The sequence below is a fragment of the Dietzia aerolata genome (assembly GCF_014144865.1).
GTDB classification, from domain to species: Bacteria; Actinomycetota; Actinomycetes; order Mycobacteriales; family Mycobacteriaceae; genus Dietzia; species Dietzia aerolata.
Map to the genome: position 1 here is coordinate 1 of NZ_JAALDM010000098.1, position 14,066 is coordinate 14,066.

The 14,066-nt window shown below is 69.7% G+C and carries 10 protein-coding genes and 1 pseudogene; 7 read left to right on the plus strand and 4 right to left on the minus strand.

The window, feature by feature from the left end; translation table 11 throughout:
- The 3 genes from groL to G6016_RS06775 all read left to right on the plus strand — a co-directional run.
- On the plus strand, positions 1 to 1,364 hold a 1,364-nt coding region (gene groL, locus G6016_RS06765), incomplete at its 5' end, for a chaperonin GroEL (protein ID WP_182631913.1).
- A gap of 384 nt (positions 1,365 to 1,748) precedes the next feature.
- A complete protein-coding gene (locus tag G6016_RS06770) occupies positions 1,749 to 2,330 on the plus strand; it encodes a sigma-70 family RNA polymerase sigma factor (RefSeq protein ID WP_182631914.1) in 582 nt (193 codons plus the stop codon).
- Positions 2,327 to 3,361 carry a hypothetical protein gene (locus G6016_RS06775; RefSeq protein WP_182631915.1) on the plus strand — a complete coding sequence of 345 codons (1,035 nt, stop codon included), beginning with the start codon at positions 2,327 to 2,329 and terminating at the stop codon, positions 3,359 to 3,361. Before G6016_RS06770 ends, G6016_RS06775 begins: the two co-directional genes overlap by 4 nt.
- 146 nt (positions 3,362 to 3,507) lie before the next feature.
- On the opposite strand, the gene G6016_RS06780 is transcribed toward G6016_RS06775, so the two are convergent.
- Positions 3,508 to 3,933: a DUF5319 domain-containing protein gene (locus tag G6016_RS06780; protein ID WP_380022719.1), complete on the minus strand. Its 426-nt coding sequence runs from the start codon at positions 3,931 to 3,933 to the stop codon at positions 3,508 to 3,510.
- Positions 3,934 to 4,211: 278 nt separating this feature from the next.
- Here G6016_RS06780 and guaB point away from each other — a divergent pair, with 278 nt between their 5' ends.
- From guaB to G6016_RS06795, 3 genes are all read left to right on the plus strand, one after another.
- Positions 4,212 to 5,747 carry an IMP dehydrogenase gene (guaB, locus tag G6016_RS06785; RefSeq protein ID WP_182631916.1) on the plus strand — a complete coding sequence of 512 codons (1,536 nt, stop codon included), beginning with the start codon at positions 4,212 to 4,214 and terminating at the stop codon, positions 5,745 to 5,747.
- Between the two features lie 7 nt (positions 5,748 to 5,754).
- Positions 5,755 to 6,894 (plus strand): GuaB3 family IMP dehydrogenase-related protein, encoded by a 1,140-nt coding sequence (locus G6016_RS06790; RefSeq protein WP_182631917.1) that lies wholly within the window; start codon positions 5,755 to 5,757, stop codon positions 6,892 to 6,894.
- Between the two features lie 209 nt (positions 6,895 to 7,103).
- A complete protein-coding gene (locus tag G6016_RS06795) occupies positions 7,104 to 8,918 on the plus strand; it encodes a GMC family oxidoreductase (RefSeq protein ID WP_182631918.1) in 1,815 nt (604 codons plus the stop codon).
- A gap of 145 nt (positions 8,919 to 9,063) precedes the next feature.
- Here the strand turns inward: G6016_RS06795 and G6016_RS06800 are convergent, their stop codons facing one another.
- Positions 9,064 to 10,527 carry a WS/DGAT/MGAT family O-acyltransferase gene (locus tag G6016_RS06800; RefSeq protein WP_182631919.1) on the minus strand — a complete coding sequence of 488 codons (1,464 nt, stop codon included), beginning with the start codon at positions 10,525 to 10,527 and terminating at the stop codon, positions 9,064 to 9,066.
- Positions 10,528 to 10,776: 249 nt separating this feature from the next.
- Between G6016_RS06800 and guaA the strand changes: the two genes are divergently transcribed.
- Entirely contained in the window at positions 10,777 to 12,477 is a 1,701-nt protein-coding gene (guaA, locus tag G6016_RS06805) for a glutamine-hydrolyzing GMP synthase (RefSeq protein ID WP_182631920.1), read from the plus strand.
- A 317-nt stretch (positions 12,478 to 12,794) separates the two neighbouring features.
- Here the strand turns inward: guaA and G6016_RS06810 are convergent, their stop codons facing one another.
- Together G6016_RS06810 and G6016_RS06815 are read right to left on the minus strand one after the other, a co-directional pair.
- Positions 12,795 to 13,337 carry a hypothetical protein gene (locus tag G6016_RS06810; RefSeq protein ID WP_182631921.1) on the minus strand — a complete coding sequence of 181 codons (543 nt, stop codon included), beginning with the start codon at positions 13,335 to 13,337 and terminating at the stop codon, positions 12,795 to 12,797.
- A pseudogene (locus G6016_RS06815) lies at positions 13,334 to 14,066 on the minus strand (PspC domain-containing protein); the annotation flags it as partial. The gene G6016_RS06810 and the pseudogene G6016_RS06815, both read right to left, overlap by 4 nt.

Genomic DNA, 14,066 nt, shown 5'->3' on the forward strand with positions numbered 1-14,066 from the left:
CCACCACCGCCACCGTGCTGGCCCAGGCGCTCATCCGCGAGGGCCTGCGCAACGTCGTGGCCGGCGCCAACCCCATGGCCATGGGCAAGGGCATCGAGAAGGCCTCCGCCGCCGCCGTGGAGTACCTGCGCGCCGCCGCCACCCCCGTGTCCGGCTCCGAGGCCGTGGCGCAGGTCGCCACCGTGTCCTCGCGTGACCCTGAGATCGGCCGCATGGTTTCCGAGGCCATGGACGCCGTTGGCGTGAACGGCGTTGTCTCCGTAGAGGAGTCGCAGGGCCTGCACACCGACGTCTCGGTCACCGAGGGCATCGCCTTCGACAAGGGCTACCTCTCGCCGTACTTCGTCACCGATCCGGACGAGCAGAAGGCCATCTACGAGGACGTCCTGATCCTCCTCCACCGCGAGAAGATCAGCTCCCTGCCGGACCTGCTGCCGCTGCTGGAGAAGGTCGCCGAGACCGGCAAGCCGCTGCTGATCATCGCCGAGGACGTCGAGGGCGAGGCCCTGTCCACCCTCGTGGTGAACTCGATCCGCAAGACCCTCAAGGTCGTCGCCATCAAGTCCCCGTACTTCGGCGACCGTCGCAAGGCGTTCCAGGACGACCTGGCGATCGTCACCAAGGGTCAGGTCGTCAACGCCGACCTGGGCATGAAGCTGTCCGAGGCCGGCATCGACGTGCTGGGCCAGGCCCGCCGAGTCACCGTCTCCAAGGACGAGACGATCATCGTGGACGGCGCCGGCGACCAGGCCGACGTCGACGCCCGCGTCGCCCAGCTCCGCAAGGAGGCCGAGGCCACCGATTCGGACTGGGACCGCGAGAAGCTCGAGGAGCGCATCGCCAAGCTCGCCGGCGGCGTCGCCGTGATCCGCGTGGGTGCCGCGACCGAGACCGAGCTCACCGAGCGCAAGCTCCGCGTCGAGGACGCGGTCAACTCGGCCAAGGCCGCGGTTGAAGAGGGAGTTATCGCAGGTGGTGGGTCGGTGCTGGTGCAGGCCGCCGCCGCCCTGGAGCGACTCGCCGCAGATATGGACGACGACGACGAGATCGTCGGCGTGAACGTAGTCCGTAAGGCGCTGTCGTCTCCGCTGTTCTGGATTGCCGCGAATGCCGGCGAGGACGGCTCTGTCGTGGTGAGCAAGGTCTCCGAGATGGGCGCCCGCGACGGCTTCAACGCCGCCACCGGCGAGTACGGTGACCTGCTGTCGGCCGGCATTATCGACCCGGTCAAGGTCACCTCCTCGGCCGTCGTCAACGCCTGCTCGGTGGCCCGCATGGTGCTGACCACCGAGACCGCGATCGTGGAGAAGCCGGCCGAGCCGGACGCCGCGGCCGGCCACGGGCACCACGGCCACGCGCACTGATTTGAATCAGGCGCTGTGACTCGGATGCCCTGACACGGGCTCCCTGACTCGGATGCACTGACCCGGGCGCTCTGGCCCGATTGAGTGCTCCTGCGCGGTCACCCGTACGGGCCGAGTTAGGGTTCCGGACCCCGTTCCCCGCGCGCCGGGGGACGGGGTCGGTGCCGTCTGGGGCCTGTTATCTGGTCTCACGGCACCCCCAACAGTTACGCTTGGCGCTCAGCAGTACTCCTACGACCCAGGGGTCACGCGCCTCACATGGGTGCGTACCGCGTCGGTGGCACCATGCCCCCGGCACCGTCCCCGCCGCGACCTGCGTCGCGTCCCTGAGAGAAAGGCCGTGCTCCGTAACACAGCGATGTAACACGGAGCCCCCCGAATTCGATGACAGGTACAGCAGACGAGTTGGAACTCGCCGTCGCCGCAGCGGTCAAGGGAGACCGGACTGCTGCTGCGCGGGTGCTTGAACTCGTACAGCCCGGTGTGGTGCGGTACTGCCGCTCCCGCGTCGGCGGCTCGGAGAGGGCCAACCTGTCTGCTGACGATGTCGCTCAGGAGGTCCTGATCGCGGTTCTCTCGGCCCTGCCGGGATATCGGGATCAGGGACGGCCCTTCATGGCATTCGTGTACGGGATCGCGTCTCACAAGGTGGCGGACGCCCATAGGGGCAACGCTCGAAACAAGGCCGATGCCGTGGAGTACCTCCCCGAGGTGCTCTCTGATGACACGGGGCCGGAGGACCACCTTCTCGAAGGCGAGGTCTCGAGGGCGGTCAAATCGCTCCTGGGGACCCTGCCGGAGAAACAGCGGGAGATCGTCCGGCTACGAGTCGTGGTCGGGCTTTCTGCGGAAGAGACCGCCGAGATCGTCGACAGCACTGCCGGAGCCGTGCGCGTCGCCCAACACCGGGCGATGAAGCAGCTCCGCGCAACGATCGAGAAGGATGGAGAGGAGCGTTGGCGATGAATGACGACGATGTCGCCCGGGGTACCTGGGCTGACGACGCCTCGCTCGACGCGCATGACGTCGACGCGGCTGCGGTCGATCACGACGACGAGCTCCTCGACCTTCTCGGCAGTGGCGAACGACCCGCCGGTGATGACCCCCTTCTCGCGCTGCTCGCCGACTGGCGCGCCGAGACCGGGGCCGCAGACCTGCCCGCTCTCCCCAGTGCCGAGGAGATCGAGGTGGCGATGGCGCCCAACGTGACGCCGTTTCGTCCCCGTGGGGGACGCCGGGGCGACAAGCACCACCACGGCAAGCGGCCCGCCCTGTGGCAGGCCGCGACCGGAGCAGCGGCCGTTGCCGCGCTGATCGTCGGTGGCCTGTCCGTGGCCGCACACAGTGCGATGCCCGGCGACCCGCTGTGGGGCGTGTCCAAGACGATTTTCTCCGACCGTGCAGGCGAGGTGGAGCTGGTCAACGACCTCAGCGAATACCTGGCCAAGGCGGATGACGCGGCACGCGAAGGCGACCACGGCGAGGCGGAGCGCCTCCTGGACGAGGTGAGCAATCGCCTCGACGAGGTGGAGAACGCCTCCGAGCGCGTCGAGCTCATGAAGCGGCGGGATGCGATCCGTCGCGACCTGAGCCGCGTCACCCCGAGCGCCGTGCCCTCACCCGCGCCGGCTCCCGAGCCCGCGCCCACGAGCGGCGGACCCGCGACCCTGGTGCCCGGCGCTCCGGGGCCTGTGCCGACCGATCTGGTCCCGCAGCCCGCGCCCGGTGTTCCGGTGATCCCGCTCCCGCTCGACGGGCTGCAGATCTCCACCACGCTGCAGATCCCGCTCGACACCCAGCGGATCCAGGACTTCCTGAACCCCACCACGGGCCGGGACAAGGCGCCGCTCGACGAGGGAGCGGTCCTTCAGCAGGCGCCGTCACAGGCCCGCACCACGGTCACCCAGGTGCCCACCACGACCAAGCAGCCGAAGCCGAGCCCTCAGCAGACTGCTCCGTCGAACAACAGCAGCCCGGGTACGTCGCCGACCAACTAGGCACGTCGCGTCGTCGAGTTGGGCGCGCCGATGCTCAGCTAGGCGCAGGCGCGGCCGGCTGACCGAACTGTCTACAGCACACGGGCCGGCCCCGAACCTCTCCGCGAGGTTCGGGGCCGGCCCGTGTGTCGTGTGTGCGTGTGGCGTCAGCGACGCCAGTTCAGCTTGCGCGGCGGCCGCATGGCGCGGGCGGCGTCCGCGTAGCCGCGGCAGTACTCCCACGTCACGTAGTCATCCGGGATCGGATCGAAGGCCGGCTCGTGGGGGAGCAGGGTCCCGTCCTGGAGCAGCTGCATGAGGTTGGCGCGGAGCATGTCCCACTCGTGGAAGTGCTCCTCCGAGCAGTCCTCGCACTGGACGGCCACACCCTTCACCCCGACAGGGGCAAGCAGGCGACGGAACTCCGCGAGGTCCGCCAGGTCCTCTTCGATGGCCACTCGCTCGTCGGGCTCGAGCGGCGTGACGGGGAATTCACCGTCCACGGGATCGAACTCGGCCAGCTCTGCGGCCGGATCATCCGGGTCGCCGGCGAACGGGTCGGGCGGCATACCGTGCCGAAGGGGATCGTTCACGCCCCCACCGTACCTGTGACAACGGCAAATGGGGTACCCGAGCACGAGCGGACCACGAGCGGACCACGAGCGGACCACGAGCGGAGCGCGCCCGGAGCGCGACCGGAGCACGAGCGGCCGGCCACACACGAACGGGGTGGGCGGCACCCGTCGACGGGACGAAAGTGCGCCCCGCGGGGGTTGGCAGGAAGTACAGACGGGGTCGACGGTTCGAATCCCGCGACCACTAACCACTATTCTCGGTGACACCACCGAGACGACCCCCAGGAGGACGGCATATGAGCGAGTCGCATGGCCCCGTGCGCACCGGCGGCGACGACCCGAACAAGGTCGCCATGGTCGGACTGACCTTTGACGATGTCCTCCTTCTTCCGGCTGCCTCCGAGGTTGTCCCCAGCGAGGTCGACACCAGCACCCAGCTGACGCGTGACATCACCCTCAAGGTGCCGCTCATCTCGTCCGCCATGGACACCGTCACCGAGGCCCGCATGGCCATCGCCATGGCCCGCCAGGGCGGAATCGGCGTGCTGCACCGCAACCTTTCCGTCCAGGACCAGGCCGCCCAGGTCGACACCGTCAAGCGGTCCGAGGCCGGCATGGTCACCGATCCGGTCACCTGCAAGCCAGCCAACACGCTGGCCGAGGTGGACCAGATGTGTGCGCGCTACCGCATCTCCGGCCTTCCCGTGACGGACGAGCGCGGCGAGCTGGTGGGCATCATCACCAACCGCGACATGCGCTTCGAGGTGGACAAGTCCCGCCGGGTGGACGAGGTCATGACCAAGGCGCCGCTCGTCGTCGCACGCGAGGGCGTCACCGCCGAGGCCGCGCTCGGACTGCTCCGCCGCCACAAGATCGAGAAGCTCCCGATCGTCGACGGCGACGGCCGCCTCACCGGCCTGATCACCGTCAAGGACTTCGTCAAGACCGAGAAGCACCCCAACGCCACCAAGGACGCCGACGGACGCCTGCGCGTGGCCGCGGCCATCGGCACCGGCGACGACGCCTGGCAGCGCGCCGGAGCGCTCGCCGAGGCCGGGGTCGACGCCCTCGTCGTGGACACCGCCCACGCCCACAACCGCAACGCGCTCGACATGGTCTCGCGGGTCAAGCGCGAGTTCGGTGACCGCGTCCAGGTCATCGGCGGCAACCTCGCCACCCGTGGCGCCGCGCAGGCCATGATCGACGCCGGCGCCGACGCCATCAAGGTCGGCATCGGCCCGGGCTCCATCTGCACCACCCGCGTCGTGGCCGGTGTGGGCGCCCCGCAGATTACCGCCCTGCTCGAGGCATCCGTGGCGGCCAAGGCTGCCGGCATCCCCGTCATCGCCGACGGCGGCATGCAGTACTCGGGCGATGTGGCCAAGGCGATCGCCGCCGGCGCATCGGCCTGCATGTTCGGCTCGCTCCTGGCCGGCTGCACCGAGTCGCCCGGCGAGCTGATCTTCGTCGACGGCAAGCAGTACAAGGTCTACCGCGGGATGGGTTCGCTCGGCGCGATGCGCGGCCGCGGCGCCCCGGGAGCCGAGAAGTCCTTCTCCAAGGACCGCTACTTCCAGGACGACGTGCTGTCCGAGGAGAAGCTGGTGCCCGAGGGCATCGAGGGCCGGGTCCCGTACCGTGGCGACGTCGCACAGGTGCTGCACCAGCTGGGCGGCGGCCTGCGCGCGGGCATGGGCTACACCGGGTCGGCGACGATCCCCGAGATGAACAATGCCCAGTTCGTCCAGATCACGGCAGCAGGCCTCAAGGAGAGCCACCCGCACGCGATCCAGATGACCGTCGAGGCACCCAACTACAACGTCAAGGACTGAGGTCACCGTGCGAGATGTCGTAGAGATCGGGCTGGGTCGCGAAGCCCGGCGCATGTACGGGCTGGGCGAGGTCGACCTCGTCCCGTCACGACGCACCCGCAGCTCCAAGGAGGTGTCGACGGCCTGGCAGATCGACGCCTACCAGATGGACATCCCGGTGATGACCCACCCGACGGATGCGGTCGTGTCGCCGTCGTCGGCCCTGGAGTTCTCCAACCTCGGCGGACTGGCCGTCCTCAACGGTGAAGGCCTGTGGGCCCGCCACGCCGACCCTGAAGCGGCGATCGCCGAACTGCGCGAGCTCGCGCTGGAGGACGTTACCGGACACCGCGCGGTCGCACGACTGCAGGAGCTGCACCGGGCACCCATCGACCAGGAGCTGCTCGCCGCCGCGGTCCAGAAGATCCGCGACGACGGGGCCACGGTCGCCGTGCGCGTCTCGCCGCAGCGCGCCCGCGAGCTCACTCCCGGACTGATCAAGGCCGGCATCGACCTCCTGGTCATCCAGGGCACGATCATCTCCGCCGAGCACGTCAGCGGCGAGGACGAGCCGCTGAACCTCAAGGACTTCATCGGCGGACTCGACGTGCCGGTGATCGCCGGCGGTGTCGTGGACTACAAGACCGCACTGCACCTCATGCGGACCGGCGCAGCCGGCGTGATCGTGGGCTACGGCGGCGTCAACGGGGTCACCACCACCGGCCCGGTGCTCGGTGTGGAGGTCCACATGGCCACCGCGATCGCCGACGCCGCCGCCGCACGGCGCGATTACCTCGACGAGACCGGCGGACGGTACGTGCACGTGATCGCCGACGGAGACATCTACAACTCCGGCGACATCGCCCGCGCCGTCGCCTGTGGCGCCGATGCCGTGGCGCTGGGGCCGCTGCTGGCCGGCGCGCTGGAATCGCCCGGTCGGGGCGTGTACTGGGACTCGGTCGCCGCGCACCCGAACCTGCCCCGCGGCCACGTCGCGGAGGCCGACGACGAGACCGACCTCGCGCCGCTCGTCGAGGTGCTCAACGGGCCCACCAACGTGCCCGACGGCACCCGCAACCTCATGGGCGGCCTCCGGCGGGCGATGGCCAAGTGCGGCTACACCGACGTCAAGGGATTCCAGAAGGTGGACCTGTCGGTTCGCACCTGACGAATCCGAACGACTCCTGCGCACCCCGCGGCCGCCATGGTCGCGGGGTGTCGTCGTTGCGAGCGGCGGGGGGAGCGCGGGCCAAATGGTCAGTCGTCCAACTAATTGCGTACAAGCCTGACAAAAGTGAACCTACTGTCGGGTAGGTTCTGGAACGAGCGGGTAGTAATGTGACCCGTATCATCGACTGAACATCAGGGAGTTCCGCCATGTCGACGCCTACACAGCCGCCCACACCTGGCTCGCCCACGACTACGGGGCCCGCCTCTGGTCCGTCCACCCCGGCGACTGCCGGCGGCGCCCGGCCGACGGACACCGACGTCGTCGTCGTCGGATCTGGTTTCGGCGGCAGTGTCACCGCACTCCGACTGACGGAGAAGGGCTACAACGTCACCGTTATAGAGGCGGGCCGGCGATTCGCCGACGAGGACTTCGCCAAGACCTCATGGCGGCTCAACAAGTTCGTGTGGGCTCCCCAGATCGGCCTGTGGGGCGTCCAGCGCGTCCACATGCTCAAGGACGTGCTGGTCATGGCCGGCGCCGGCGTGGGCGGAGGCTCGCTGAACTACGCCAACACGCTGTACAAGCCGCCCGCGCCGTTCTTCCAGGACACGCAGTGGGCGCACATCACCGACTGGGACTCCGAACTGTCCCCGTTCTACGACCAGGGCCGCCGCATGCTCGGCGTGGTCACCAACCCCACCCACACCCACTCCGACACGGTCGTCAAGGAGGTCGCGCGCGACATGGGCGTGGAGGACACCTTCGTCTACACCCCGGTCGGCGTGTTCTTCGGCGAGAAGACCGGCGGGCAGGGCAAGCCGGGCGAGACCGTTCCCGACCCGTTCTTCGGCGGTGTCGGCCCCGACCGCACCGCCTGCATCGAGTGCGGCGAGTGCATGACCGGCTGTCGCCACGGCGCCAAGAACACGCTCGTCAAGAACTACCTCGGCCTGGCCGAGCGCGCCGGCGCCCGCATCCTGGACCGCACCACCGTCTCCGACCTGCGCGAGCGCAGCGACGGCTCGTGGGAGGTCACTCTTGAGCGCACCGGCGCCTGGACCAAACGCGGCAAGCGCGCCACCACCATGACCGCCGGGCACGTCGTGGTGGCCGCCGGCACCTGGGGCACCCAGCACCTGCTGCACTACGCCAAGGACGCCGGCAGCCTGCCGCGCATGTCCAAGGCGCTGGGCACGCTCACCCGCACCAACTCCGAGTCGATCCTCGGCGCGATGGGCGACAAGTACATCCCCGAGCGCGACTTCTCCGAGGGCGTGGCCATCACCTCCTCCTTCCACCCGCGCCCCGACACCCACATCGAGCCCGTCCGCTACGGCAAGGGCTCCAACGCGATCGCCGCCCTGCAGACCCTGCTCACCGACGGCAAGGACGGCGTCCCCCGCTGGCTGTTGCTGCTGCTGGAGATGCTGCGCAACCCGCTGCGTGCGGCCAAGATGTTCAACTATCGCCGCTGGAGCCAGCGCACCGTGATCGTGCTGGTCATGCAGAACCTCGACAACTCGCTGCAGACCTTCGTCAAGCGCTTCGGCCCGTTCAAGTACGTTTCCAGCCGCCAGGGCCACGGCGAGCCCAACCCCACCTGGATCCCCAAGGGCAACGAGGCCACCCGCCGCCTGGCCGACAAGATCGACGGCACTCCCGGCGGCACCGTGGGCGACATCTTCAACATGCCCATGACCGCGCACTTCCTCGGAGGCTGCCCGATCTCCGACTCGCCTGAGACCGGCGTGGTGGACCCGTACCACCGTGTGTGGAACTACCCCACCATGTCGATCGTCGACGGCTCGGCGATCTCCGCCAACCTCGGCGTGAACCCGGCGCTCACCATCACCGCGCAGGCCGAGCGCGCCATGTCGCTGTGGCCGAACAAGGGCGAGGCCGACCCGCGACCCGAGCAGGGGCAGGTGTACGTGCGGGTCACGCCGGTGCCGCCGAAGTCCCCGGTCGTTCCCGAGGCGGCGCCCGGTGCGCTGCGTCTGCCGATCGTCGGGGTGAGTTAACGCGTCGCCGAGCCTGCAGCGCACGCAGCGACCGCAACGACCGCAACGCCCCGGCAGTTCACATACTGCCGGGGCGTTGCTGTGTTTCGGGCGGGGGCTGCCGGGCGGGCCGGGCGGGCCGGGCGGGGCCGGAGCAGGGCCCGGCTCAGCCCTCGAGGCGCGGAGCCGACGGATCCAGCGTCCGGGCCCGCTCGAGCAGCTTCTCGAACTCCTCCTCGATGAGGCCGGCCACGACCGTCGGGTCCGGCACGAGGTGCTCGCAGGTGATGACGCCCAGATCGAGGTGGTCGTCGAACGACAGGCTCGTCACCGACAGGCCCGCGCCGTGCAGCAGCGGCCCGAACGGGTGCATGTTGGTGATCCGCGCGCCGAGGAAGTAGATCGACTGCTTGGGGCCGGGCACGTTCGAGATGACGAAGTTGTAGATCGCCGGATGCAGGTCGGCCAGGCGCAGGAACTCGTACGCGCGCATCCCGGCGTCGAGCATCCAGTGCGGGCTCATCTGCCCCCAGTTCTCCAGCAGCGCCGGCCGGATGCTGCCGGCCTGCTTCTTGGCGACCTCCGACGAGGCGGCGATCTTGTCGAAGCGCTCCACCGGGTCGAGTCTGTCGGTGGCCAGCGCGGCGAACATCGCCGACACCTGATTGGCACCGGTGGGCGGGGCGTCCCCGCGGATCGACATGGGCACGATCGCGACCATCGGGGATTCCGGCGCCCCGCCGTGCAGGTCGAGGTACTCGCGCACAGCACCACCGATCACCGTGAGCAGCACGTCGTTGACCGTCCCGCCGAGCAGCGACTTGATCTCACGGGCCTTCGCGAGATCGAGCGTGGCGGTGGCGAGCGCGCGATGCGGGGTCAGCGCCCGGTTGAACACCGTCTTGGGCGCGGTGAACGGCGCGGGCATCGACTCGGTGCTGCAGACCTGATCGCGGGCGCGCTTCATCTCGCGGGGGATCCCGAGCGTCTCGGGCAGCAGCCGGAAGAACGCGGCGGGCCGGCCCAGCATGTCCCGCATCCCGCCGAGCACGAGCTGCAGCGGATTCGGATTGCCCACGTGCGTGCGGATCAGCGCCGGATCCTGCTCAGGTGTAGAGGCGTTGGTGGTGGCGAGCGATGACAGCAGTTCGGCACCGAGCATCCCGTCGATCACCGCGTGGTGAACCCGGAAGAACACCGACATCCGCGGAGCCGCGTCCTTCTTCGCGCGCCCCTGACCGCTGCCGCGCCCCTCCTCGCCGGCGCGCTCGATGAACCACGCCTCCCACAGCGGGTGCGCACGATCGATCGGCGTCGACGCGAGCTCCCCGCACAGCGCGAAGAACTCGCCCTCATCCGCCGCCGCATCCATCCGGATCAGCTTGACGTGGCGGGTGATGTCGAAGTCGAAGTCCTCGACCCACGCCGGGTGCCCCACGTTCAGCGGCGAGTCGTAGATCTTGCGCCGAAACGGCGGAATCTCCTTCACCCGCCGCGCGAGCCCACCGCGCATCCGCTCGAAGGAATAGCCCTCGGCGATGGTCGTGACGTCCAGATGCACGATGCCGTTGATCGCCATCTGCTGCTCCTGGGTCTCCAGGTACAGAAAGCTCGCGTCCAAGCCCGTCATGCGTTCCAGGGGGAGGCCTTCCTCGTTAATGCGCTCGTGAATGGTCGAGTGTGTGCGCGTGAGAGCGCCCGTGTGAACTCTCGTTGGTGCCCGCCGGTGGGTGACGGGCGAGCGGTGGTGTTGTCGTCGTCGTAATACTTGTACTTAGGTTCGCCGCGCGTGGGCACCCTTCCTTTTTCGCGCTGCGTTGGTGGGGGACGGGCGTAGGGCGAATACGACGACGACGACGTGGCGCATAGACTCAATCCCGTGGCCGAGAAAGCACAGAACGATTCCCAGCTCACTGCCGAGGCGGCGGCACCGCGACCGGTGCTCGTCGTCGACTTCGGCGCCCAATACGCGCAGCTCATCGCGCGGCGCGTGCGTGAGGCGCACATCTATTCCGAGGTGATTCCGCACACCGCGACCGCCGCGGAGATCGAGGCCAAGAACCCGGTGGCGCTCGTCCTCTCCGGCGGGCCGGCCAGCGTGTACGCCGAGGATGCGCCGTCGCTGGATCCGGCCGTGTTCGAGCTGGGCCTGCCGATGTTCGGCATCTGCTACGGCTTCCAGACCATGGCGCGGGCGCTCGGCGGCGAGGTGTCGCAGACCGGCAACCGTGAGTACGGACGCACCGACGTCACCGTGACCGGCGGCGCGCTGCATGCGGGACTGCCCGAGGCGCACCCGGTGTGGATGAGCCACGGTGATGCCGTGACCGCCGCGCCCGCCGGCTTCGAGGTGACCGCCACCTCCGCGGGCGCGCCTGTGGCCGCGTTCGAGTGTGCCGAGCGTCGGATGGCCGGCGTCCAGTACCACCCCGAGGTGCTGCACTCGCCGCACGGCCAGCAGGTGCTGAGCCGCTTCCTGACCGAGGTGGCCGGGCTCGAGCCGTCGTGGACCGCCGCGAATATCGCCGAGCAGCTCATCGAGTCGGTGCGCGAGCAGATCGGGGAGGGCCGCGCGATCTGTGGCCTGTCCGGTGGCGTCGACTCGGCCGTCGCGGCCGCGCTCGTGCAGCGTGCGATCGGCGACCGGCTGACGTGTGTGTTCGTCGACCACGGCCTGCTGCGCGCCGGCGAGCGCGAGCAGGTGGAGACCGACTTCGCGTCCGCGATCGGCGCCCCGCTCATCACGCTCGACGACTCTGAGGTGTTCCTCGGCCACCTCGCCGACGTCACTGATCCCGAGACCAAGCGCAAGATCATCGGCCGCGAGTTCATCCGCTCCTTCGAGCGCGCGGTCGCCCAGGCCCTCGAGCTCCAGGGGCAGGGCACTGGCTCGGGCGCGGGCTCGGCGGGCGCTGCCGCAGGTGCTGACGCGGACTCCGCCGCTGGCGCCGACTCCGCTTCCGCCGGCTCCTCCGCTTCCGCCGGCTCGGTCGACTTCCTCGTCCAGGGCACGCTGTACCCGGACGTCGTGGAGTCCGGTGGCGGCGCCGGCACGGCCACCATCAAGAGTCACCACAATGTGGGCGGCCTGCCCGACGACGTCGAGTTCACCCTCGTCGAGCCGCTGCGCCTGCTGTTCAAGGACGAGGTCCGGGCCGTCGGCCGCGAGCTTGGTCTGCCCGAGTCGATCGTCGGCCGCCACCCGTTCCCCGGGCCCGGTCTGGGCATCCGTATCGTCGGCGCCGTCGACCGCGAGCGCCTCGACACGCTGCGCGCGGCCGATGCGATCGTGCGCGAGGAGATGACCGCGGCCGGCCTGGACAATTCGGTATGGCAGTGCCCGGTGGTGCTGCTGGCCGACGTCCGCTCGGTGGGCGTCCAGGGCGACGGCCGCACTTACGGTCACCCGATCGTGCTGCGCCCGGTCAGCTCCGAGGACGCCATGACCGCCGACTGGACGCGAGTGCCGTACGAGACGCTGGCCCTGATCTCCAATCGCATCACCAACGAGGTCCCGGACGTCAACCGCGTCGTGCTGGACATCACGAGCAAGCCGCCGGGGACCATCGAGTGGGAGTGACGGCCGCCGCTGCCGCTGCCGCCGCCGCTTCCGCCGCTGCCGCTTCCGCCGCGTAGCGCACAGCCGCCGCAAGCTGCCATTGGGGCGGCTGCGGCGGCTGTTGCGTTGAGTCAGGCGGATTCAGGTGCTTTGCAGGTCGTTCGCGGGCCGCTGCACCAAAAGACCTGTCGGAATGCGATTCACAACCACGATTGGGGTTGTCTTTCGCATTCCGACAGGTCTTTCGGGATCTGGGGAGGGCCAGCGGCGGATCGGCGGCGGATCGGCGGCGGATCGGCGGCTGGTCGGCGGTGGGGCAGCGGCAGCTCAGGGGCTGGTTAGCGGCGGACCACCATCACCAGCCCCACGATCACCGTGAACACCAGCCCGGTGGCGAGCAGCACGGTCGGCGTGATCACCGGCCCGCCGAGGATCGCCCACACGGCCACCGCCATCGAGAGGATGCCCGCGACGGCCAGGACCGGGGAGCCGGACTTCTTGCGATCAGCCACCTCGACCGCACCGTTGGCAGCGCCGCCCGCCGAGCCGTAGGACGCAATCCCCAGGTCCATCGGCCCGGTTCCGTAACCCAGTGGCTGCGTGGTCGAGAACCCCGAGCCGTACGGCAGCGGCGTGTCGAGCGGATGGTCGGGCCGAGCCTGCGGGCCAGCGCCGAAGGAGGTGCTCGCACTGCCGAAGCTGGCGGTCGCGAGGGAGCCGAACTGGGCAAAGCTGCTGGTCTGGGCAGGATTGCCGACCTGGCCGAATCCGACCTGATCGTTGCCCGGGTGGCCGCCGGCGGGTGGGGCGGTGGTGGCGTTGTCGTCGTCGTCCTCGTGGCCGCCGGAGGCGGGCAGTGGGGTTGTGTGCGTCGTGTTCATCGGGTCACCTTCACGCTTCCGAGTCCGCTGGAGATGTTGAGATTCAGTACCGGCTCGCCGTCCGGGGCGCCGGTGAGGTCAGCCGGGTCCGGGCAGTCCACGCTGCCCGCGTCGGCCGTGCAGGTCGCGTTGACCGCCAGATCCTCGGGCAGGATCACGTCCACCGAGCCGACGTCGTTGGAGATCTTGAAGTCGCGGGTCCGGTCGAGCTCCAGGCCGCGCATGTCGACCGTGATGCTGCCGACCTCATGCGTGATCGGCTGTTCGAGGCGGGCCGGCGTCGTGATCTCAAATGTCTTCTCGCCCATCGATTCCCAGCCGCCCTCGGGCACCTGGATGAGCGAGGCCAGCAGCACGAACCCGGCGAGCGGACCCGCCAGGACCAGCAGGCCGTGACCGCGACGGGTGATCGCGCCGATGAGCAGACCTCCGGCCACCACGGCCAGGGCGATCGCCGCGATGCGGGTCGTGTCGAGCCACTCGATGTTGCCGAGCGCGGACAGACCCGTCGCCACGGCCACCGCGATGAGCGCCAGACCGAGCGTGATCTTGGTCAGCCGCGACTTGGGCTTGCGACCGCGCGGCTCCTCGCCGTCGACGTGGATGCCGGGCTCGGGCAGATCCCACGCGAACGGGGCGGCGCCGAGCGGATCCCAGGACGGCGGAACGGGCGGGCCGTGCGGGGCGTCGGGGCCGGAGCCGGGGACCTGCGAGCGGTCGGCGGCGGGG

Excerpts from the sequence above, each read along its gene's own strand:
- G6016_RS06770 (WP_182631914.1), top strand. The coding sequence starts at position 1,749 with ATGACAGGTACAGCAGACGAGTTGGAACTCGCCGTCGCCGCAGCGGTC.
- G6016_RS06795 (WP_182631918.1), top strand. The coding sequence starts at position 7,104 with ATGTCGACGCCTACACAGCCGCCCACACCTGGCTCGCCCACGACTACG.
- guaB (WP_182631916.1), top strand. The coding sequence starts at position 4,212 with ATGAGCGAGTCGCATGGCCCCGTGCGCACCGGCGGCGACGACCCGAAC.
- G6016_RS06775 (WP_182631915.1), top strand. The coding sequence starts at position 2,327 with ATGAATGACGACGATGTCGCCCGGGGTACCTGGGCTGACGACGCCTCG.
- G6016_RS06810 (WP_182631921.1), bottom strand. The coding sequence starts at position 13,337 with ATGAACACGACGCACACAACCCCACTGCCCGCCTCCGGCGGCCACGAG.
- G6016_RS06800 (WP_182631919.1), bottom strand. The coding sequence starts at position 10,527 with ATGACGGGCTTGGACGCGAGCTTTCTGTACCTGGAGACCCAGGAGCAG.